The sequence below is a fragment of the Clostridium grantii DSM 8605 genome (assembly GCF_900129965.1).
GTDB classification, from domain to species: domain Bacteria; phylum Bacillota; class Clostridia; order Clostridiales; family Clostridiaceae; genus Clostridium_AF; species Clostridium_AF grantii.
Genome location: NZ_FQXM01000014.1, coordinates 1 through 25054 on the forward strand (window position 1 = coordinate 1; position 25054 = coordinate 25054).

Here is a 25054-nt window from a genome sequence, read left to right on the forward strand (position 1 = left end):
TACTAAATTAAGCTACTTTTAGAACACAAATAGAATTCCCAGTTAATTTATTACTTTTTTTAATGTTATTTTCAATTTATTCCGAGAGTCTATTATATAGATAATTGATTAATTTTTTTAACTAAATAAATTATATCATAAATAATACAATATTAACAGACTTAAATAGCTAAATAAGCTGACAATTTAATTGATTAATGTTTTTAATAATATTCAACAATATATGATATTGATTATATATCTAAAGAAACTTCAATAAATACTAAAATGCCAAATCCATATATAAAATAAGAACCCGATGGAATAATTACTTCCATCGGATTCTTCCATTAAATATTTTAATTAATCAATCATATTAATACTTACTATATTCATCGCCACTTAAATCAATCCTTAATTTTCCATGTTGTGAACTATTACTATTTTTACTCATATTCTTAAGCATATTAGTAACTTCTGGATTAAATTCGTCAATGTTAGACTCAGAGAGGCTCGTTGTGTTTTTTAATTTAAATTTAGCTACTTCTTGTTTTAGGAATTCAGCTTGTCCAGATAATTCTTCACTTGCAGCAGCACTTTCTTCTGCTGTTGCGGAGTTGCTTTGTATTACTTGAGCAACCTGTTCAATTGCTAGATTAACTTGTTCAATTCCAACTGATTGTTGTCTAGAAGCTTCTGAAATATCACCTACAAGCGTAGTAGCCTTTGTAATATCTTTTACAATTTTAACTAATTCATTAGCAGTATCTTCAGCTATTTTTAAACCTAAATCTACTTTTTTAATTGAATCATTTATCATCATTTCAGTTTCTTTGGCAGCATTTGCACTTCTAGATGCTAGATTTCTTACCTCTTCTGCAACCACAGCAAAACCTTTTCCATGTTGCCCAGCACGGGCAGCTTCAACAGCAGCATTCAGTGATAGAATATTAGTTTGAAATGCAATATCATCAATAACTTTTATTATCTTAGAAATGTTATAAGAAGATTCATTTATGTCAGACATTGCTTTTAACATGTCCTCCATTTGTTCATTACCAGAAACAGCATTTATTCTAGCTATTTCTGAAAGTTTATTTGCCTCATTAGCATTTGCAGCATTTTGTTTTGTTTGTGCAGCGACTTGTGTCATAGACGAAGTTATTTGTTCAATAGAGCTTGCTTGCTCTGTAGCTCCTTGTGATAATGTTTGTGCAGACATTGATACTTGTCCAGATCCTGCTGCTACCTGTTGGGATGAGGAGTGGATGTTAGACAATGCCTCATTTAATTTTTCTACCATCAGATTTAACTTATTTGATAACATACCTGACTCATCATTACTATTAATTTTTCCGACTATAGATAAATCACCATCACCAATTTTCTCAATATCTCCTAAGATAGTTCTTATATTACGAACTATTTTTACCACAACAAAGTATCCAACTAACATACCAAGTATTAAAATTATGATACCAGTCAATATTGTATTCAGAAGAATTTTATAAGAAGCTGCTTTGCTTTCTTTATGATCTACTGTACCTATTATTTTCCAACCAGTGCTTTCTAAAGTGTCATATACCGCATATTTTGAATTTCTATCATAAGTGTAATCAAGAGCTCCTTTACTTTCTTTTGTTATAGCATTCTTTAATTCCTCAACAGGTAATTCCTTACCAATCAATTCACTGTCTGGATGTACTACAATAATATTATCCTTATTTAACATAGTGAAATATCCTGTTTTCCCTAGCTTAATATTTGATATATACGATGCGATAACATCTAAATATACGTCTATTGCATAAACTCCCAAGATTTCATTATTAACAATTAATGGTTTTGCCACTGTTATTACTAATTTGCCAGTAATCGCATCAACATAAGGTTCAGTCCATATAATATCTTTTGCTTCAACAGCTTGTTGGTACCACCCTCTAGAAGTTGGATCATAACCCTCTGGTAGTTCCTGAGCAGGAGCTATAATCATTTCTTTTTCCTTAGTTCCTAAATATATTGCTGCAATATCAGCATTATCATTAATCATCATATCAAAAAAACCACGTATATTATTTTTTTCATCTTCTGTAGGATTACCGATTAACATTCTACTACCTTCAACCATTTTCATATTGTTCTCCATTGTACCCATAAAAGTTTCTAATGAAAAATCAACATTTTTAATAAGTTGAAAGCTTTGGTCTTGTAATGATTCTCTAACAATTGCATCTGTTTTAAAATAATTTACTCCCCCGATAATGGAAATAGATGTAATCATTAAAGTAGTAACCAAAAGTAATATTTTACCCTGTAGTGAGTTATGCTTTTTTCCACGTTTTTCTGCCTTCATAGATTTTTTCATTTGCAACGACTTTTTCACTTTTTATCCTCCCCAAATTACCTAGTCTTTTAATACTTTGATTTTTCTTTAAGATTATCCAAAATTAATCTTATTTTTTTAACCATTCTTTTCATTTGTTTAATATCTTTAAAATTACAACTTGAATTTATACATATATAATAAACTATTTTAGGTTTTCTTGTCAATTGATAAGATATTGATTTATAAAAACTAAAAGCCTAGCAATTATTGGCTAGACTTTTAAACTCTCTATTTCATTATTTTACAGATATTATTTGTAAACTCTACTGGATCATTAATAGGTAATCCTTCTATCAATAAAGCTTGATTGTATAATAAGTTTGTGTACAAATCTAATTTATCTTTATCATTTTCAAAAGCATCTTTTAAAGATGTAAATACTTCATGGTTAACATTAATCTCTAATACTTTATCCGCTTTTACACCTTCACTATTTGGCATAGCACTAAGTATTTTTTCCATTTCTATAGAAACTTCCCCTTCATTTGATAAACAAACAGGATGTTTTTTCAATCTTTTTGAAACTTTAACTGCTTTAACTTTATCAGCTAAAACACTCTTCATATGTTCAAAAAGATCTTTATTTTCTGCATCATCTTCTGCTAAATTTGTTTCTTCTGACTCTATTCCCAAATCTCCACTTGATACTGATTTGAATTCTTTTTCCTTGTAGCTCATCAAAATTTTAATAGCAAATTCATCGATATCATCTGTTAAGTATAGAATTTCAAATCCTTTATCAGCAACAAGCTCTGTTTGAGGAAGTTTTTCTATTCTTTCATTTGATTCTCCAGAAGCATAATAGATGTATTTTTGGTCTTCAGGCATTCTTTCTACATATTCTTTTAATGTTACAAGTTTCTTCTCTTTTGAAGAATGGAACATTAATAAATCTTGTAAGAAATCTTTTTCCATTCCATAATCATTATAAACACCAAATTTTAATTGTCTTCCAAATGATTTGTAGAATTCGTCATACTTATCTCTTTCATTATTTAAAACACTTTCTAATTCACTTTTTATTTTGCTTTTAATGTTCTTAGCTATTAGTTTTAATTGTCTATCATGCTGCAATAGTTCTCTTGAAATATTAAGAGATAAATCCTCTGAGTCTACAATACCTTTTACAAAACTAAAATAGTCTGGTATTAAATCAGCACATTTACTCATTATTAATACTCCATTAGAGTATAATTCCAATCCTTTTTCATAGTCCTTTGTATAGAAATCATAAGGAGTTTTTTCAGGAATGTAAAGTAAAGCTTTATACGAAACCATACCTTCAGCACTAACGTGTATATGTTTAATTGGTTTGTCGTAACCATAATGCTTTTCAGAATAAAAATTATTATAATCTTCATCTGTAAGCTCACTTTTATTCTTTTTCCAAATAGGAATCATGCTATTTACAACTTTTTCTTCTACATATTCTTCGTATTCGTCTTCGCTGCCTTCTTTTAATTTACTTTCTGAAACATCCATTTTTATAGGGTATCTTATAAAGTCTGAATATTTTTTAATTATAGATTTTAATCTATACTCATCTAAATACTCATCATAATTATCATCTTCAGTATTTTCTTTAATAGTAAGAGTAATTTCTGTTCCTACTTCCTCTTTTTCACATGGTTCTATACTATATCCTTCTGCTCCATCTGATTCCCATTTATAAGCTGTTTCGCTATCTAATGCTTTAGAAATAACTGTTATTTTTTCCGATACCATAAATGCTGAATAGAAACCAACACCAAATTGACCAATGATGTCATAGCCATCTTTTAATTCAGTATCTTTTTTAAATTTAAAAGAACCACTATTAGCTATTACCCCTAAATTTTCTTCTAAATCATCTTTACTCATACCAATACCTTTATCAGATATTTTTAAAATTCTATTATCCTTCTGAGCCTCTATTTTTATGAAGTAATCATCTTTATTAAAACTTAAACTCTCATCAGTTAATGCTTTGTAATAAATTTTATCAATAGCATCACTAGAGTTAGAAATCAGCTCTCTTAAAAATATCTCCTTATGAGTATAAATAGAATTAACCATTAAATCTAGTAATCTTTTAGATTCTGCTTTAAATTGTTTCTTTTCCAATTAAATCTCTCCCTTCATAGTACTTTATTATAAATTTTTATCATACTTCTGTTAGCACTCGTTAACTTCGAGTGCTAACAGTTCTATTAATTATATACCACATTTACAGATTTATGTCAATATCTATATACATTAATTACATAGTAAAGACATGGGAGGATCTACCTTAATTCAATGGTATATGCTTCTTTCAAAAAATAATGAAACCACTGTTCTTTTTCTACGTTTATTCGAATAAACTTTTTACAACTTTCAATTCATCTCTAATATTAATAAACTGAGGGCAATGTTCTTCACATTTTCCACATTCAACACAAGCTGATGCCCTATTTTCTTCTTTTATTTTTCCTAGATATGATTTTTTATGCTTTTCTTTATCATGTATATTGCTATCTGGATTATCAAATAAGAAACTGTCATTATAAAATTTAAAATTCTGTGGAATATTCACTCCAACAGGACAAGGCATACAATACTCGCATGAAGTGCAATTAACTTTTATTCTACTTTTAAATATTTCCTTTACTTCATCAATTATTCCTATTTCCGATGCATTAAGTGTATTAGCTTCTGATTCACTAGCAATTTTTATATTTTCAACTACTTGCTCCATACTACTCATTCCGCTTAAAATAACTGATACTTTGGGATTATCCCATATCCATCTCAATGCCCACTCTACGGGTGTTCTTTTTACCTCAGAGGAATTAAAGACACTCATAATCTCTTTTGGAAGATTATTTGCAATTTTTCCACCTCTTAAAGGTTCCATTACTGCAATTCCAAGGCCTTTTTCAGCGGCATATTCCAAGCCTTCTTTTCCCGCTTGATGATATTCGTCTAGATAATTATATTGAATTTGGCAAAATGACCAATCATAGTAATCAACAATTTCTTTGAAAACAGGCAATTTATCATGAAAAGAAAATCCAGCATGCTTTATTCTACCATCCTTAATCGCTTTATCTAGAAACTCATTTATACCAAGTTCTTTTAAATTAGCCCAGGTGTTAGCGTTAAGTGCATGCACTAAATAGAAATCTATGTAATTTGTTTCAAGTCTCATTAATTGTTCATTTAAATATTTATCCATATCTTCTTTAGTTTTTATTAACCAGCTTGGTAACTTTGTAGCTAATTTCACTTTTTCTCTATAGCCATCTTTAAGTACTTTTGCCACAAAAGGTTCGCTAGCCCCCCCTGTTCCTGCTCCAGTTCCATGATAAGGATATGCAGTATCCATGTAATTAATACCCTCATCTATTGAATGTCTAATCATAGCTATTGCTTGATTTTCATCAATATTACTTGAAACTCCGTCTATAATAGGTAGTCTCATACATCCAAATCCTAATACCGAAATCTTTTCATTAGTCTTCCCATAATTTCTATATAACATAAAATACACTCCTTATAGTTATTATTTTCATATTACACCTTAAAGTGTACTTTAAGTCAAGTTTTCATACTATTGAAACTATTTTCTCTTAAATCGGTAAAACACCTACAGAATTAATTCTGTAGGTGTAAATTTAATACTATAGCTTTAGGTCTAGTCATAGATTCAATGCTGTAACGAATGCCTTGAGTTCCCATGCCAGAAGCCTTTACTCCTAAAAATGGGAAGTGATCTGGTCCTCTTTCAGTTTTGTTATTTATCTGAACCGTCCCCACTTCTAACTTGTTAGCGATATAAAAAGCGCTATCAATATCTTTAGTAAATACGGCTGACTGAAGTCCGTATTCTGAAGCATTTGCAATTCTGATGGCTTCTTCTACTGATTCAACTCTTAAAATTGGTAGAAGTGGTCCAAAAGGTTCTTCCCACGCTACAAGCATTTCTTCGGTAACATTATCTAGCAAAGTAGGATACATCAAATTACCCTCTCTTTTGTTTCCAAGTACTAAAGTTGCATTTTTATTTAAAGCATCATCGATTAAACTTTGAACAAAATCTGCAGATTTCAAATCAATTAATGGAGTAATATCTGCATCATTTTCTGGTAACCCTACTGATAGCTTTTTAACTTCCATTTTTATTTTCTCAACTAATTCATCAGCTACTTCGTTTAAAACTAAAACTCTTTTTACAGCTGTACATCTTTGTCCTGAATAATTAAATGCCCCACTAACGATCGCTTTAGCAGTATCATCTAAGTCTGCATCCTTTAAAACTATTGCTGCATCTTTGCCTCCTAATTCCATCATCATAGGTATCATGCCTGACATTTCAGCAATATGCTTTCCAACTTTGCTACTGCCAGTAAAATTAATAAAATCTATTCCTTTATGATTTACCAAATAATCTCCTATAACTGAACCTCTACCTGTAACAGTATTTAGTACTCCATCAGGCAACCCTGCCTTTTGAAAAATTTGTGCTAAATGTAAGGCACTTATTGCTCCTTGAGTTGGTGGTTTGAAAATCACACCGTTCCCTGCTGCTAAAGCTGGTGCAATCTTTGATGCTGATAAATTAACTGGATAATTAAAAGGTGAAATTGCTAAAACTACACCTAATGGCTCTCTTTTTACAAAAGACATTTTGTTTTTAGTGTATCCATTAAAAGTATCGCCTTCTAATGTTTCTCCCTTAATCCTTTTTCCTTCTTCGGCAGTATATCTAATAAAATCTACGGTACGTATTACTTCCGATAAAGCACTTTTCTTATTCTTTGCTATCTCTCTTACCATTATTTCCGCTAATTCTTCTGCTGATTCTTCTAGTAAATCTGCTGCTTTCAGTAATACATTAGCTCTTTCTGTGGAAGTAAAAGCAGCCCACTTAGGATAAGCTTCTTTAACTCCATTTATTGCTTCATCAACTTCTTCTTTTGTCATAGCTTGCATGCATGCTATGTTACTTCCATCAACTGGTGAAAATGTGCATATAATTTCTTTACTCTGTGAATCTACCCACTTACCATTTATTAAATTTTTATAATTATTTTCGTTTTGAATTTCTTTAAACATTAAAATCACCTTCTATTTATATTTTATTTAAGTTGTAAATTACATTTAAGTTGCAGACCTATATTTATTATTATTTATAAGTATATATTATATAATAATAAATATCAACTATTTTTTATTTACCTAAAAAAAAACCAATCCTAAATTAATATTTTAGAATTGATTCTATAGGGGTCCCATTGTGAAACTTAATTTAAACTTGTACAAAATCTCCATGTTTCTAGGAGTTTTGGACACTTATAAATTAATAGTTGAACTGGGATACCTATAATACTATAATTTAATTTTAGCTATCCATATATATCTGCAAATTCGATATTTATATTTTCTACCTTACTTTCATAGTTACTTTCATAACAATCATTTTTTATCAAGTATTCATTATTATTCTCATTTATGATTTTGCTTGGAAACTTTATAGTAAATTTACTTCCTTTACCTTCTTCACTATCTAACAATATACTTCCTTTATGCATCTCAACAATGGATTTTACTAAACATAAACCTATACCAGTTCCTCCTGAATTTATAGATAAAGATTTATCATCTTGTTTAAATCGTTGAAAAACAATTTCTAAATTTTCTTTACTAATTCCTATACCAGTATCCTTAACTATTATATCTACAGTTTCTCCTTTATCATATAAATCTATAAATATAGTATCTCCTTTGTTTGAAAACTTAATAGCATTGGAAATAAGATTAAGCATAACTCTTTCAATTCCGTTAGGGTCACAAGCAATTATTTTATCTTCAACATTGGTATCAAAAACAATTGATAATCCTTTACTTTCAACGAATCCAGCTACGGATTGCACAATTCCTTCTATTATACTAACAATGTTTTCATTAGATAAATGAATTTCAAAATATCCAGATTCAATTTTAGATATATCAACTATATTATTAACTAACTTTGTAAGTCTATAGCAATTCTGTTTAATAATCTTTATATAATGATCTATATTATTTTTTTTATTTATTAAAGAATTTGAATTATTATAGAAATCCAATAACTGAATTGTACTAAAAATTATATTTAATGGAGTTTTTAATTCATGGGACATATTTGCAAAAAATTCCTCTTGCATTTTTAGATTTTTTTCCACTAAATATTTAGCTTTTTTTTCCTTAGTTAAGTCTATTATTATTACAACTATCTCACTTAAACTACCGTTCAACCCTATGATAGGATGATATATTAAATTGTAATACTGTTCTTCTCCTTTTATTGTTATTGTATGTTCCCTAGTTATAGCCTTTTCTCTTTTATTTTTGTTAAAACGCTTAATGATTTCTTTATCATCAAAAAAAGGTAATATATCTTGAAACTTTTCTCCTTTAATAGAAAACAACTCTTTTATCTCTGGATGTATACTTTTAACTATTGAAAAAGCTTTTCTATTTAATGCAGTGACTTTTGTTTCAGGAACAGACAATCTAATAACCGATAAATTCATAGTATCAATTAAATGATTCAAACAATCATTTTGTTCCTGCAAAACCTCTTCATATTTGACTAATTCTGTAGTATCTCTACAACATAATATACCTGTTGTAAACTCACCATTTTCATTGAAAATAGGGGTTCCATTGATATCAGTATATTTGATTCCATCTTTATATTTTAAACCTATTCTCTCAGCTACTAGAGTTTCACCATTTAAAACCCTATTACCAGGAATTTGCTCAAAAGGAATCTGATTATTGTCTGTATCATAAAAGCGAGTTAACCTATTGCAATCTCCTACTACTTCAATATTTGACAATGATTCATCATAAAATTCTCGTGCTGTTTTATTTAATTTTATATATTCTCCTTCTTTATTAAAAATAAATAAGGCATCAGTTATGTTTTCAATTATTGTTTCCAGTTGTTCTTTTTGTTCCCTAATTTCATCGGCTTGTTTTTCCATAATTATCTTATTAAAATTATGCTCAGTCACGTCCAAATGTGTTTCAATTATATATTTTATTTTACCATCGACTATTACAGGTATTATTGAATAATTCCAATATGTAATTACTTTATTACTATCTTCATGTTTATAATTCTTAAAGTGTAAAGGCTTATTTTTCTTTATTGCACTCATCCACAAATCCATAATATCATTGCATTCTTTATCATTTACTATATCCGATTTTTTTATCCCTATTACATTCTTTAACTCATTGTATGGAAATTTTAAATATGATAAATAAGCTTCATTTGTCTTAAGAAGCTGTAAAGTAGGAAAATCGTATATACTTATACCTATTTCATTATTACCAAGAACATCTTCTGCGAACTGGAATTTTTCTTCCACTTCTGAATCATTTATTAAGGAAAAAAAACAAACTCTTTCATTTTTATTAAATGAAAAGCATGAAAAAATTGATACTTCTAATGGCTTGGAATTTTTTGAGAATAAATAGCATTTATAACTATTTAAGGAACTGTTGAATTTTTCAAAATCTAAAATCTTCATTAAAAAGCAAAACTCACTAATTGTTTTTCCTTTTAAATCTTCATGTGAATAACCAGTATAATAAGTAAATTCTCTGCTAACTTTGCTTATACAATTTTCACTAAAGGAGATATTAATAAAACTATTTTGATCATTATTATTTAAATTCATGTTTCCCCCTTATACATAAATATAAAAATAAAAACCTTGTAATTACAAGATTCTATTCAAAGTAATTTCTATGAAAATACATGTAATTATACCATATATTTGATATTAAGACAACTCCTTTATTTACATTTTTTTCTTATTGCACTTCTAATTCTTCCTTGTACAACACAACAAACAACACACAATATAACACAACAAAAAGCTATTCATAGAACCTACTCAAAATTGGCTTATAAATAGCGTTTTTATTATTTATATCCTTGAACACACAAAGGTAATTCAAGAGAACATTCTTTTAATAAATCTTCGTTTAATAGAATGTCTTTTGTAAGTCCATCAGCCACCACAGAACCATTATTTATAATAATCGTTCTATCGCACACATCTAAAACCATATCCATATCATGAGTAGCTATAATTTTTGTATGTTTAAATTCTTTCAATAAGTTTATCAAGCTTCTTCTTGATTTTGGATCTAAGGCTGTGGAAGGTTCGTCCATAATTAGTATATCAGGCTCCATAGATAATATTGTAGCTATTGCAGCCGCACGTTTTTCTCCCCCTGATAATTTGTATGGAGGTCTATCTTTTAAATGAACAATTCCAACTGTGTTCAAAGCTTGCATAACTCGTCTTTCAACTTCTACTTCTTCTAACTTATAATTCCGTGGACCAAAGGCAACATCATCGTAAACCGTAGGCATAAAAAGTTGATCATCTGAATCTTGAAAAACTAGCCCTATTCTCTCACGAATGAAACTCAATGTTTTTTTTGTGATTTTTGTTCCCCCCACATTTATTTCTCCATTAGTTGGTAGAATAATACCTAGTAACAGATTTAATAAAGTTGATTTTCCTGCTCCATTAGCCCCTATAATTCCAACTGACTCTCCATGGTTTATTCTAAAAGATATGTTACTCACTGCTTCTTTTCCATCCGGATAAATATATTTTACATCGGTACATTCTACAAAATGATGACTCATGAAATCACCCCCATTAGTATACTTCCAAACAATTCAGGTATATCAATAATTTTTGCAAATCCAAAGAAAACCGTCCATAATAGTAAATAGCTAATAGATGCTATATTCATACTTTTCTTTTCCTCAAAAATATATTCTCCCTCAAAACCTCTTAATCTCATGGCATTATATATTCTAGTTGCTTTATCAAAAGACCTTAATAATATTTGTCCTAACAATGAACCTGCGTTTTTAAATGAAACGCGCTTTTTCATAGCTGACCTTAAGTGATAGGCTCTTAATACTCTAGAAACTTCCTCTATAAGCACGTAAATATATCTATAGGTAAACAGCAATTGCATAATAAATATCTTAGGAACCAATAATTTTCTAAGAGCGTAAGCTATTGATTCAATTTTAGTGGTGCTTATTAATAATAAGGCGGCAAGAACTGTCAATAAACATTTTATTAACAAGGAAATAAAGGATACCCATCCTGATAAAACGCTCATTCCTAGCAAGATAACATAAATTTCTTTATCCAAAATAGGATTAAAAATTCCTATTCCTATTACAATTGGAAAAACAAAAAGTACTCTCTTTAATATAGGAATAAAAGGTATGTCTGCTAAATTAAAGATAATGATGGGATAAAATATATATGGTATTAATCTTATAATATCATATTTATCAAAAGAGACTATTAAAATTGAATACATTAGTGTTACTATCAATTTGACTACAGGATTTAACCTATGAATTGTTGTATTCTTAGAGGACAATTCGTCCAAAAAACGTATATTTCCAATTGAGTCTATAATCTTTGCCATATATTAATCAATCCTTAAATAAAATATTTTCACAGTATATTAAAACACTGTTAACTATATCCTTAGTTAAATATCTTGTTTCTTATTTTTCTTACGTTTATATATATTTATACTAAACCCAGTCATTAATGCAATAAACAATGTTATCCCTCCACCAATTACAGCTACTAAAACAGTTTCAGAATTGCTTTCCAATTTTTCTTCTCTTATCATATCTTTTAACTCTTCTTCAGTTTCTTTTTTCTCAGACTTAAAACTATAATCTGGAAATATAGATGTAAAGGATTGTATTTTCCCCATAGTAGAATACACTACCCCTTCTGTTTCAAGTTCATCACTTCCTGTTATTTTTTCAATAGACCACTCTAATCCATCAGGGTTAGAAGAAGCAAACCAAGATAATCCACCTATAATTATTAAAGTTGCCAAAGATAAGGTAACTAACACTTTTTTTATTGATATATTTCCTAAGGAAAGCCCTTTAGTAGTTCTTTCTATTAACTCTGGTCTTGTATTCCAAACGAAAGAAACTACTGCGGCAGTTATAAATCCTTCTGTAATTCCTATTGCAAGATGTATTGGTTGCATTAATATAAGGAATGATTTAAAAGGCAATTCTGCTTTGCCTGATAATACTGTTTCCAAAACAACGCTTAAGGACCCCATCTGTAACCCAATTGCAGCTGACAAAATGCAGGCTATATATATTGTTTTCCTTGAAAAACCTTTTAGCGTTACTTTCTTAAATATTAATTGGTAGGTAATAAAACAAGTGTAAAACCCAAGATTAAACACATTTGCTCCATAAGCCAATAATCCTCCATCAGCAAAGAAAAAAGCTTGAATTAAAAGTACCGCCGCCATTGTTAAGAAACCTGCATAAGGTCCTAATAAAATAGCTAATAATAGTCCTCCTCCAATATGTCCACTAGAGCCTGTACCTGGAATAGAGAAATTTATCATTTGAGCTGCGAAAACAAAAGCTCCCATTACTCCCATCAAAGGAATTTTATTGTCTTCAATATCTTTTTCTACTTTTTTTACTGAATAGATTCCAATTCCCGCTGATAAAAACAGCATTGTTCCACCTACTACAGGTGAAATTAATGCATCTGCCATATGCATATAAAAATACCCCCTTAATACAAAAAACAAAAGCCATGATAGATGGTCGATAACGACATACCTTCATGGTTTATATTTACTGTTTAAATTTTGAATTTAAGTTTTAGTTCAAATATCTAAAAAAGTTTATTAAGACGCCTTCGTGACCTCTACATTTATAATATATCATATAAAAATATACTTAGTCAACTCTTTATATTATCTATTTGTTGCCCTTACAGCTTATTCAGTTAACATATGTTATGCTTATTTTAACCTATAATCAAGTACATTTAAAGATAAATGTAGAAAAATCAATAATTATATACTATAATCAACTTATGTGAATTTTTAATAAAGACAATTAAATCAAGTAGGAGGACATTTAGTGAAAAAAATTTTTAAAAGTTATTATTTTTCTTATTTCTTTGCAGTAGGGATTATTTTACCACTATTGCCGGTTTATCTAAATAAAGAGTTAATGATTAGTAAACCATCCGTTGGTATTATTATGTCGTTTATCCCTTTAATAAGTATAGTAGGACAACCAATTTGGGGCTATATCAGTGATTATAGTCAAAAATTTAAATTAATATTGCTTTCTATTATGATTATTGCTGCTTTTTTGGCAATTCTATTAGCTAATATCAATTATGTACCTGTTATTGTATTCATGGTTTTTATATTTTCTTTCTTTTACTGTGGTATAGTTCCTTTGTCAGATCGTTTTGCTCTAGAGTTTGCCCATACCCATAACGTAAATTATGGTTCCATGAGATTATGGGGATCAATTGGATTTGCTGTATCAACATTAGTAATTGGTTATGTTACTGATTATTTCGGCTTAAGAATCATCTTTTATTTATATTCTATAATAATGCTACTATGTTGTTTAACTGTGGCTAAGTTCCCTTTAGGAAAAGTCACAAAAAAATCCGAAAAAAAAAGTAGCTTTAAAAGTGATTTATTTAAGATGCTTTCAATGCCACAGTTTATATTTCTTGTTTTGATTTCCATGTTTAGTTTTAGTACTCTTTTAGCAAACAATTCATACTTAGGTCTTTACATGATAAATAATGGTACTACCCTCACAATTATCGGAACCTTGTTTTTTGTGTCTGCTATAAGTGAAGTTCCGTTTATGTTAGCTTCTAAAACTATAATTGAAAAAGTCGGAGTAGTAAATGTTCTATTTATTTCAATTTTAGCTACTTCACTAAGATGGTTTCTTTATTTCTTGGAACCAAATATTTTTATAATATATGGTGCTACTTTGTTGCAAGGAGTAGGATTCGGATTAATGCAGCCTTGCATAATGCATTATCTTAAAGAGATTGTACCTAATACTATAGTTACCACTGCAATAACAATAATCAGTGCAATAGGTTTTGGTTTTGGAAACTGGTTTTGTAGCTTTATTGGAGGTTTCATCCTAAAGACTCACTCCATTAACTTTATTTACTTATTATTTTTCTTTTTCACATTAATTGCATTGTGTTTGTTAATTCCTCTTAACACTCATTTTGACCCTAAAATAAAATCAATAGATGCTAAAAGATAATATAAACACTACTTTTGCATTCAATCACCTCATTGGGGTGATTTTTTTCATATCTTTTCTATAACTTGGGCAAACTTATTTATAATGCAATAATTTTTATAGCAAATTTTTCTCTTTTATTTAATCATAGTTAGGAGATGTTTTAATGAATGAAAAACTTGTTACTGATAAACAAGGTGTTTGCCTTATAGTATTGTTTATAATTGGTTCATCTTCAATTGTAGTTCCAGGATTAGACGCTAAAAAAGATGTATGGCTAGCAATTATTATATCCATACTAATATCTATGCCACTAGTTATTATTTCATCAAGGCTTCATGTTATCTTTCCTGAGAAAGATTTGTTTGATATTATTGAAACTTGTTTTGGAAAATTTATTGGCAAGCTTATAGTTTTTTTATATACTTTTTTTGTATTTCATTCAGCAGCTGAAGTTTTAAGGAATTTTTCTCAATTTGTTATTGTATCAAATCTCTCTAAAACACCTTTAATTGTACCAATGATCTGCATTAGCATTTTAATTGCGTTTATGGTAAATAAAGGTATCAATGTTATGGGTAGGTGGTCAGAGACCTTTATAGTTATCCCCGTTGGTTTAATATTGGTTAGATCTCTATTTCTAATACCTGATATGAATATAAATAATTTATTACCAGTGTTATATAATGGCATGGGACCTGTGTTAAAGGGAGCATTCACATCTTGGTCTTTTCCTTTTGGTCAAACTATATTATTCACAATGTTTTTTTCAAAATTTAAAAGCAAGAAATCTCCTTATAAAATTTACACTTTAGGTTTGTTACTTGGTGGAATATTAATACTAATTACATCTTTAACCAATATCTTAGTATTAGGTGTTTCTACCGTTTCCATATCTTACTTTCCTTCTTTTGCAACTTCCGAGAGAATAAATGTCCTAACTGTTGACCAAAGATTAGAAATAGTATCAGCCCTTATTTTTATTATAGGTCAGTACATTAAGATAAGCATACTAGTATTATGTAGTTGCAAAGGTGTTTCAAAAATAGCAAACTGTAGTGATTATCGTTTCATAGTAACTCCTACTTCTATATTAATGGTAAATATTTGTTATTACTTGCATACTAGTGTCATGGCTTTTTACGAATGGGTAGCGCAAGTATTTCCTTATTATGCCTTACCCTTTCAAATGTTTTTTCCTATTATTATATGGGTTACTGCTGAAGTAAGAAATAAATACTTTAGTAAACCCTGATCGAATACCATTTTATAAATTAAAGACAGCAGAATATTTCTGCTGTCTAAGATAATTATTATTTAAACACACTTAAGCAATTCTTGAAACAATTCCTTTTAGCCATTCCCCAATATTCTTAAGGATTTCGCTAATCCCGCTTAAAAATGATTTAGTTTCTTCTCCCTGTTCAAGTACTTGTGATATTTTACCACTAATGTTCTTTAACTGACTAGTAATATCATCTATATTTATATCTAATTTACTTATCTTTTGCATAACGTCTATGATTTGATCTATTTGCTCCTTTGATAATTGTACATTGTAGTCCTTGGAAAGTCGTTCAATAGCAGCAGTTATTTCTTCTGGGCTTGAGAGCTTATTTTTTACTATGTCTTCTTTTAAATCACTCATAAATTCTGCAGCTTTTTCCTGCCCTATATCTTCACCTAATTCTCCGGTAGTTACTATTTCCATATTAGCTGCATTTGTAGCATCCACATCTAATTTTGTGTCAGTGGCTTTTTCAAAGCCTTTAATTATACCTGTAAGTGCCGCAGTACCTGAAACATTAAAGGGTGCTGCTGCAATCACTTTTGCATCTTTTACTCCTGCAGTAGTTAATGCATTAGCTATCATAGTCTCAGTAACCCATGTAAGATTAATAGTAGAAACTGTTAATCCACTTTCCTCTGGTAATGGTTCTATATATGCACTTGATATTGCTCTTGTACCAATTTGAGATGATGATGCTATACCGCTCAAATAGCTTTTCTCATCTTCATTGGTAATTAAAATAATTTCTGCTTCACTTTCTTTTACATTAAATATACTAAGCATATCTGCTTTTTGTTTTTCTGATAGATCATTTCCTAAGCTTACAACTTTAAAACTATCTCCATAAGCAACTACTGAGGTCATTAACAACAATGATAATAAAAGTACTAATATTTTCTTCATTCATATTCTCCTTTGTAAAATGATAGTTAAATTATAAATGTGTTTAGATGATTTGTTTACTGAAATTAATCTCATATCAAATTCACATTTGATTCTATCATTTTACTTCTAATATGTTTACTTAACAAGCTTTTTATAAGATTCTTTAATAAAATTTACTTATTATTCATATGAAAATAAACAGTAGAAAATACTCTACTGTTTATTTGTTTTACACAAAATTCTTATTTGAAATAAATGTCTACTTTATTAATCTTTCCATCTCTTATAGCTTTAGCATAATCTTCTGTAATTATGTTTCCTTTTAATTCAATTTTTTCATTTTCATTTACAGTTATAATAATTTTATCTGCCACAGCTTTATTTTCACCATAAGTATTTAATTTTTTAGGATTATGATATGTTACCTCTGTTTTACCCAAGAATGTGAAAGATACTTTGCCCTCATTATCAAATAACCATGCTGGAAGAATTGGACTTAATTCTAATTGTAATTTATCATTTTCATAAGTAAATACTTTTTCCCCTGCCATCATTATAAACCAAATACTTAACATTTCCGCTGTAGACCCACTAAGTCTTGCAACAAAGCCTCTACCATGAACCGCATCATCTGGGTTAACAGAACTAGCTATAAAGGATGAATTCTCTAAAGTACTTCTTCCGTAAACTTGTGGATCAAGGAAAGCAGTTAATGTGGTTTGCATGTCTTCATAATATTCATTATATAAACCGGCTTTTAAAAGAGCTAACAAATATTTATATTCCATATGAAGGAATACAGCTTCTCTTTCTAACCATCCAGCAGTAAAGGCTCTTGCTCTTCCAATTTCATTACTTAACTCATCTAATGGAACAGAAGTTTTATACATCTTAAGTTTTTTATCATAAATATCACTTTCTTTTATAGCTTTATAAAGAGTTCTGGATTTGTTTATATCCTTCATACTTTTTAAAGTACGAGCAGGTCCTTCTAAAAATAAAGGCATAGGCTTACATTCAAAGGCATTGACTTTTACATTTTGATATCCATTTACCGGATTTACTTTGCCTTCTATTATCTCATATTCTTTAGCTTCATAAGTAAAGTAAGTTGGATATATACCATTACCGTACTCTAGCGCTTTCTCAAGACCTTTATTTATTTTGTGATTAAACTTTGTAAAGGCTTGAAGAATTTCTTTTGAAGAAAGTTTTACTTCTTCTCCAGCAATACCGTAGTATATTTTTTCACGATATTCTTCTCTTAAGGTAGCTATTTTATTCCAGTACTCAAACTCTTCAAATTCTTCATTTAAATATCTATTTAAAGTTTTTTCTGTGTGCATCAGTAATTCTGTCATTTCTACTGGAAACATAAAATCTTTATTGAATTTAGAAGATACTTCTACTATAAATTCAACAATTCTTTTAAGTTCAGCAGTTTCATTTAGTCCAGAGCCGAATAATCCTGGTAATCCATTCATTGCATCATTCCAACCAGGTTTTTCCCCTTCCATTTCAATACCCATACCATAAGGGTCCATTGTTACAAATTTATTTAAAGCAAGAGAAATAAGCTTAGCATAAAGATTTGTTTCATATACTTTTCCTTTTCCGCCTTCTGTTTTTAACCAATTTGTACCCTTTATGTCTATCCCTAAATCATGGCATTTCTTTTCATCCTCAAATATAGAACCATATTGACGAACTTTACCATTTTTAATTATATATTTTTCTTCTCTTTTTAAAACTTTTACTGGACTATCAAAATATTTATAATCCATTTCTTCAAACAAAAAGTCTTCCAACATGTCTGGATAAATATTCAAATAAGTATCTACTAAATCCATGTTATAAGTCCAATGATCTGTCCAATAACCTTCTCCAAAGTTCGCTTCATAATTTTGAGTAGATTTACTTAATATAAGATTTAAATACTCATCATTTGATATACTTAAATCAATATTATTCTCACATAAATATGTTATAATATCGCCAGGAGTAAAGTTCTCCTCTAAAATACTCTTAAATCCCTCTTTCCCCTTTTCTAAATAATTTAAAACTTCATCCATATATGAATTATCAAAAGTAAAGGTAGAGCCTTTAACGGATAAAGGATTATACCCATCCGCTTGTATTAAACTCATAAATTGTTTTACATTAAAATTTTTCACCTTAGGGTTAAATAATATATCACTTCTTCTATTCTGATTTACATCTCTAAAATTACCATTTCCTTGAGAATAATAAGCCGGTTCTAAAGAAAAGAAATTGTATTCTCTTTCTGTATCTCCATGTTTTCTAGAAAAAACATGATAAATATGATTTTTATCCCCCGCTTCTATAGCTAAAGGATATCCGCCTCTTAAGATATTATCCAAATAACATGAATCAATATATTTATCAAATAAAGCATTTGATGTTTTTGTTTTAGTGTCCTCTACTAAAGAATCCACTAATTTTCTTGCTTCAAACTCTTTATTTTTAATGTATTCCATAGTGAAATTATGCTTTTTAGCATTTATAAGTTCTGGGGACGCTATATGACCAATAATTGAACATAAAGTAAATTTATCTTTTATTGAGGCTTTAACAGCTGTAAATCCTCCTGATACCTTGTTTTGTGGAATTTGAATACGCTTATTTAATTCTTCTACTGAGCAATCCCATCCTGCTGGATAAGTTAAAGATGTATTTGTTCCAAATATAACATCTACATCAAATATAGTTGGTAGCAAGCCTTCATTGTTTGAAGCGAAAGCTAAGTAAAAATTCCCTTTTGTTACTTCTCCTACTTCTGAAGAATCACTTGTAGTTGCTCTTACCTTATAGTATGGAATATTGTTTTCTAGATTATAAACATCAAACCAAGCTCTACTTAAATTGGCCATTGATTGATAAGCCGAATTACTAACTCCGTAAGGCAGAATTTGTGTTAACCCATCCAACACTTCAATTTCCACTTCATTATTATTCAAATCAACAATTTCTACTTTTCTTACAATTGCAGCAAAATCTTCTTTAGGCATTGTAAAATATGTTACTTTAATTTTCAAGTTTAAAGTTTTATTCACTTCTTCAATGGATAATATATTTTTCTCAATTGCCATTTTTCTTTCAACTTGGTCTTGTGACATAGAAGAAAAAATTTCATGAATTTTACCTTGGTATTTTATAAAAGTTCTAAATCCTTGTAGTTCTATATTTTTATACATTAAATTAGCAGGGAAAAATTCCATTATAGTATTATCTTTATCTTTAACACCGAAACTCCCCATTCCTTGCCCTCTATTTACATAAAAAGACCACATTGGTATACCATCAACACCTGCAATACCTGGTAAAAAACTTGCAAAAGTTTTTGCTTTATCATAATCTTCTATCATAAATTGATTTTTATCGTTAAAACTATATTCTACTGACATAATTTACTCTCCTTTTTATTTATGTTTTAATTAACTTATTAAATTAGGCTTCTAAATTAAAACTGTTACAATTGAGTGCGGTAATAAAGTGTAAGATGCGTATTTATTGTTTATTTCTAGATTTAAACTTTCACTGTTATCTGTTTCATTCATTAATATCATTACACTAGTGCCATCTTCATTTAAAAAGGCTACGTTTTGCAACTTAGTATTACCTTCTACTTTAACTTCTACTCTAACTGCACCTGGTTTTACATATTTACTAAAATGTCCGATATAGTAATATGAGCTATTATAATGAATCTCTTGTGTTTTTGTATCTGCAATTATTGGAGCATCACAAAGATTTCCTACATGGTTTGGTCCCCCTGTTTCATCAAGAATAAGGTTCCAATCTAACCAACCTTCTTGCCAGTTATTAAAATCTCCAATCATATTTCTACCATATCTTTCACCAGTTAGCCATGAGCCTAAGTGAACTCCACCTTCTTGGCATCCTTCACTAAATAAAATATGTTTGTTTGGATATTTATCATGTACTTTTGAAAGATTCTCGAATTCTTCAGAAACATACCAATGATTTGCTACCCCATAAACGTATTTTGCTGCCTCAGGGTCATCTAAAACTTTTTCAGCTCTTTCTACAATAATATCTCTGTTATGATCCCATATATAAACTTTAATATCTTCTAATCCTTCTTTTTCTAGAGTAGGTCCTAAATGATTTTTTATAAAATCTCTTTCTTCTTCATCGGAGTAAATACATGAATCCCATACTTGTGTAGCAGCCGGTTCATTTTGCACTGTAATTGCCCAAATATCTAGCTCTTCTTCTTTCATGGATTTTATAAATTTAGCATAATACCTTGCCCATACACTTGCGTATTCTTCAATTAATTTTCCACCATTATTCATCTCTCCATTTGTTTTCATCCATTCAGGTGGACTCCAAGGAGAAGCTAATAACATAATTTTATCATTTCTCACTTCTTCTGCAGCTTTGATAAAAGGAATAACCCATTTTTTCTCATGAGAAATATCAAAAGTTTTAAGTTCAGTATCATATTTTTCAACGTATGTATAATTACCTAGTGCAAAGTCACAGCTATGAATATGAACACGTCCTATAGAGTAGCCTATTCCCTCTACTGGATGAAAATATTTTTTGATTATTTCTTTCCTTTTTTCTTCTTCCATTTTCGTTAAAGTATAAGCTGCAGCTTCTGTGAAAGCTCCTCCAAAACCAACAATCTTTTGAAATTTATTTTCCTCATTAATACTTATTGTTGTGTCATATTTTTTTTCATCTGCTAATTTTAAGGATTCCTTTTCAGTTAATCTATCCTCTGAATTCTTAGCTGTTTGAATAATTTTTAAATTTCTCATAATATCAACCTCTCTTGATTTGTTTTTATGTTAGCGCTACCATTTTTTTAGTGTATTATACCTTAGTTTTTAAGGATTTTAAACTTTGCTGCTTCACTTTAAATTTGAGCTTCTATTCTTAATTCTATAAAATCTAATTATTTAAAACGTTATTTCTATACTCATTTGGTGTTACTCCAGTTATTTTTTTAAATATTTTAGAAAAATGTTTAGAGTCATCATATCCTACTTCTGTGGCAATTTCATATATTTTATATTCCGGATTAGTCAATAATTTTTTAGCTTCTTCTATTCTTATCTTTTTCAAATAATTAACAAAACTATCTCCAGTGTATTCTTTAAACATCTCAGAAAAGTAGGTATAATTCATTGAAACATAATTAGCCACTACGGCAAGATTAATTTGTTTATCGAAGTTATTATTTATATACTCAACTGCTTTTATTAAAGAATTATTACTGGAACTTTTACTATTAATTACTAATATTTCCTTATTTAATTCATACAACGTTTCTTTTAATCTGTCAATAAATATAACAATGTTCTCAAAATTATAAATTGAACTAAGTTTATTAATTTGTTCTTTCAATAAATTCTCCTCTATATTAATTCTTCCGTCAATATCCAGAATAATCTCAAAGATACTTTTTTGGAATTGTAAAATATATTGTAAACTGTATTTGCTTAAGTTGTTTACATCTATAATAGAATTGAAAGTATTATTAATATCCTCTATTCTGTCTAACCCAATAGAATTTTTTATATTTTCTATGAAATTTTCATCAAGAGTATTTTTTCTAGATTTAATTTCAAGCTCAGGATAGTTAATAATATGCTTTCCTTCATAAAATACTCTATATTCATAGGATGTTAAAGCTTCCTCATATGATTTTCTAATATCATCTATTCCTTCTTTTTCTGAACTCATTCCTATTGATAAATCATAAAGTTCACTACTATCTTTTATAATTTTCTTTACTTTCTTTACTGAGTTAGAAAAAATAACTAAATTTCCTTTGTAATCATTAAATAAGATTGTTTTATCATCATCAATATAAGAATATAACTTCTCCTTTGAATCTTTATTTTTCATACGAGTAACAAAACAAGTAAATTTGTCATATAAAAATTCCTGTCTAATATTATTTAAAATTTTATTTATATCCTTATTTGAGATTTTTTCGTTAAATAAAATATAATTGATTTTTTCCACATTTGTACTATGTTCAAGTTTTATATCTTCTTCAATACTTTGTAAAGTTTCATACAATTCATTTCTTTTAATTGGTTTTAACAAATATGCCTTTGCCCCACATTTTAGAGCTTCAGAGGCATAATTAAAACTATCATATCCACTTATTATAACTATATAGGTATTTAGTTCCTTATTTCTAATATCTTTTATTAGTTCAATACCTGTTAAATTGGGCATCCTTATATCAGTAATTATGATATCAAAATAATTTTCCTTTATTTGTTCTTTAGCTGATGTTCCGTCATGACATGTTGTAATGTCATAGTAATCTTCTTTGTATCTTTCAACCATTACCTTTAAGCCATTTCTTATTAATTCTTCATCATCAACAATTAATATTTTTCTCATATAATCCCCCCTATAGATCCTTAAAAGGTATTATAATTCTCACTTTTGTGAATTTGCTTAACTCAGTGAAAATATTAATTCCATATTCTTTACCGTAAAACATTTGCATTCTTCCGTTGATATTAGCAAAGGCTATTCCATTACTTGCTTTTTTATCTATATTCTCTTTTTCCTCATCTTTAAGATGTTTTTCAATATCAACTTTTTCAATAGACCCATCCATTTTTTTTATCTTATCTTGGATTCTATGAAGTTCATAAGGACTAATTCCAACTCCATCATCTTCCACTTCAATAGCAACACCTTCACTTTGCTTGAAAGCTCTAATTATAATATTTCCTTTTTCAAGATTGTTGCTTATTTTTTCTTTTAAGCCATGCTTAATAGAATTTTCTACTAAAGGCTGAATGGACATTTTTAAAACTTGAATATTCAATAAATCCTCTGGAATTTCCTTTATTAAATTTATTCTATTGTTAAATCTAACATTTAATAAAGCCACATAATTATCTATATACTCTAGCTCTTTGTCTAGTGTAGAAAATTGGCTTTCCCACTTTATATTGTATCTAAACATATCTCCTAAAGATGTAAGGGAATCAGAAATTTTATACATTCCCTCAATTTCTGCCATCATTTTTATATTTTCTAAGCTATTATATAAAAAATGAGAATCTATCTGTGATTGAAGGGCTCTAAGTTCAGATTCCTTTGCAACTAATTCTTTGTTTATAATTTCACTCACAAGTTGATTAATCTTACTAAATAATTGTCGGAAATGATATGCAAGCTCTCCTACTTCATCCTTATTTTTCATAGGAAGATTTATATTAAAATCTCCTTCTTTCATTTTTTTAAGTTCTTCCGTAATTAATTTTAAATCGTTTAGTATTAAAGATGTAATTAAATAGGTTATTAATGAAAGAATACCAATTAGCACAACTGTTATACCTACAATTGCATTTCTTTTTGCTACAATATTTGATAGAATTTCTTCTGTGGAATTCACGTTTAAAATATAGCCATCTATTGCATTAATATACTCATAGGAAAATATAAGTTCTACACCTTTATTATTTATAATAAAACTTTTCTTTTCATCAGATAAATTTTCATTGAATGTATTAATAATGAATTGGAAATCTAAATCCTCATTCTCCAAAAAATTATTATCTTCGTTTGTTATTACACTATTATCTTTTATAACAAAAAATTGTCTTTTACCTTTGTCTGCTTCATTAAACATTCTAACAAAAAAATCCTGTAAAGACATATTTACTTCACTTATGCCAATTCTATTATCATAGGGCAAATTCAAAACCTTATAAAATGAAACTACGTCTTGTAATTGATTATAATTTACATTGTTATATTTTAGTTGTTTCTGATCAAGTATCCATAAACCTTTATCTCCATTATCGATTACTTTATCAAACCATCTTTCTTCTTTAATATTCTCTTCATGATATATAATAGGCCAAATTTCTGGAATATATCTAGATTCATTTACGTAAAACTTAATTCTATTAATTTCAGGATTATTATATTGTAACTGAAGAATATCTAGATATGTGTTTAAACTATATTCTACAAATTCTTCTTTAGTAACCTCTCTAGTGGTATTAACAAAATTGATGAAATTTTTGTTTGCTAAAACTAATTGAGTGGTTCTTTCTATAACACTTATATTTGAATTAATATTTGCTTTTTCTGTACTTACTATATATTCATTTTGTATAGTTAATTCTTTAATAGTATTATCCTCAAATTCCTTAAATATATAAAAAGAAATAATTATTATTGGAACTGCGATAACACAAATATAAGCTAATATTAACTTTTTTCCTAAATTCATATCTCTAATTTTCTTCATATTAGTAATCCACCTTCACTCACATTATAATTAAGTATAACTTATAATGTAAAAAAGTAAACCTATAAGAATCTTTCATTTATTCTTTGATTA

At 28.6% G+C, this 25054-nt stretch carries 15 protein-coding genes; 2 read left to right on the plus strand and 13 right to left on the minus strand.

Annotated elements, in window-relative coordinates; genetic code table 11:
- Nucleotides 1-355: 355 nt before the first annotated feature.
- The 8 genes from BUB83_RS12490 to BUB83_RS12525 all read right to left on the minus strand — a co-directional run bounded on the left by BUB83_RS12490 (nt 356) and on the right by BUB83_RS12525 (nt 12979).
- Entirely contained in the window at nt 356-2362 is a 2007-nt protein-coding gene (locus BUB83_RS12490; RefSeq protein WP_073338807.1) for a methyl-accepting chemotaxis protein, read from the minus strand.
- Between the two features lie 231 nt (nt 2363-2593).
- A complete protein-coding gene (htpG, locus tag BUB83_RS12495) occupies nt 2594-4468 on the minus strand; it encodes a molecular chaperone HtpG (RefSeq protein WP_073338808.1) in 1875 nt (624 codons plus the stop codon).
- A 226-nt stretch (nt 4469-4694) separates the two neighbouring features.
- Nucleotides 4695-5867 carry an aldo/keto reductase gene (locus tag BUB83_RS12500; RefSeq protein WP_073338809.1) on the minus strand — a complete coding sequence of 391 codons (1173 nt, stop codon included), beginning with the start codon at nt 5865-5867 and terminating at the stop codon, nt 4695-4697.
- A gap of 113 nt (nt 5868-5980) precedes the next feature.
- Nucleotides 5981-7441, minus strand: a complete 1461-nt coding sequence (locus tag BUB83_RS12505; protein WP_073338810.1) for an NADP-dependent glyceraldehyde-3-phosphate dehydrogenase — start codon at nt 7439-7441, stop codon at nt 5981-5983.
- 290 nt (nt 7442-7731) lie between these two features.
- Nucleotides 7732-10059, minus strand: coding sequence for a PAS domain-containing sensor histidine kinase (locus tag BUB83_RS12510; protein WP_073338811.1), 2328 nt, complete (start codon nt 10057-10059; stop codon nt 7732-7734).
- A gap of 248 nt (nt 10060-10307) precedes the next feature.
- Nucleotides 10308-11045, minus strand: coding sequence for an energy-coupling factor ABC transporter ATP-binding protein (locus BUB83_RS12515; RefSeq protein ID WP_073338812.1), 738 nt, complete (start codon nt 11043-11045; stop codon nt 10308-10310).
- Nucleotides 11042-11854, minus strand: coding sequence for a cobalt ECF transporter T component CbiQ (gene cbiQ / locus BUB83_RS12520; protein WP_073338813.1), 813 nt, complete (start codon nt 11852-11854; stop codon nt 11042-11044). The genes BUB83_RS12515 and cbiQ overlap by 4 nt, the downstream gene beginning before the upstream one ends.
- Nucleotides 11855-11920: 66 nt before the next feature.
- Complete coding sequence (locus tag BUB83_RS12525; protein WP_073338814.1) at nt 11921-12979, minus strand: energy-coupling factor ABC transporter permease; 1059 nt, start codon at nt 12977-12979, stop codon at nt 11921-11923.
- A gap of 367 nt (nt 12980-13346) precedes the next feature.
- Between BUB83_RS12525 and BUB83_RS12530 the strand changes: the two genes are divergently transcribed.
- Together BUB83_RS12530 and BUB83_RS12535 are read left to right on the plus strand one after the other, a co-directional pair.
- Nucleotides 13347-14519, plus strand: coding sequence for an MFS transporter (locus tag BUB83_RS12530; protein WP_073338815.1), 1173 nt, complete (start codon nt 13347-13349; stop codon nt 14517-14519).
- Nucleotides 14520-14664: 145 nt separating this feature from the next.
- Nucleotides 14665-15753 (plus strand): GerAB/ArcD/ProY family transporter, encoded by a 1089-nt coding sequence (locus BUB83_RS12535; protein ID WP_073338816.1) that lies wholly within the window; start codon nt 14665-14667, stop codon nt 15751-15753.
- A gap of 72 nt (nt 15754-15825) precedes the next feature.
- Here the strand turns inward: BUB83_RS12535 and BUB83_RS12540 are convergent, their stop codons facing one another.
- From BUB83_RS12540 to BUB83_RS12560, 5 genes are all read right to left on the minus strand, one after another.
- Nucleotides 15826-16692 (minus strand): DUF1002 domain-containing protein, encoded by an 867-nt coding sequence (locus BUB83_RS12540; RefSeq protein WP_073338817.1) that lies wholly within the window; start codon nt 16690-16692, stop codon nt 15826-15828.
- A gap of 224 nt (nt 16693-16916) precedes the next feature.
- Nucleotides 16917-20099, minus strand: a complete 3183-nt coding sequence (locus BUB83_RS12545) for a cellobiose phosphorylase (RefSeq protein ID WP_073338818.1) — start codon at nt 20097-20099, stop codon at nt 16917-16919.
- Nucleotides 20100-20150: 51 nt separating this feature from the next.
- On the minus strand, nt 20151-21485 hold the full coding sequence (locus tag BUB83_RS12550; RefSeq protein ID WP_073338819.1) for a glycoside hydrolase family 30 protein: 1335 nt from the start codon (nt 21483-21485) through the stop codon (nt 20151-20153).
- A 133-nt stretch (nt 21486-21618) separates the two neighbouring features.
- Entirely contained in the window at nt 21619-23088 is a 1470-nt protein-coding gene (locus BUB83_RS12555) for a response regulator transcription factor (protein ID WP_073338820.1), read from the minus strand.
- Nucleotides 23089-23098: 10 nt separating this feature from the next.
- Nucleotides 23099-24961 (minus strand): sensor histidine kinase, encoded by a 1863-nt coding sequence (locus BUB83_RS12560; RefSeq protein ID WP_073338821.1) that lies wholly within the window; start codon nt 24959-24961, stop codon nt 23099-23101.
- Nucleotides 24962-25054: the final 93 nt, after the last annotated feature.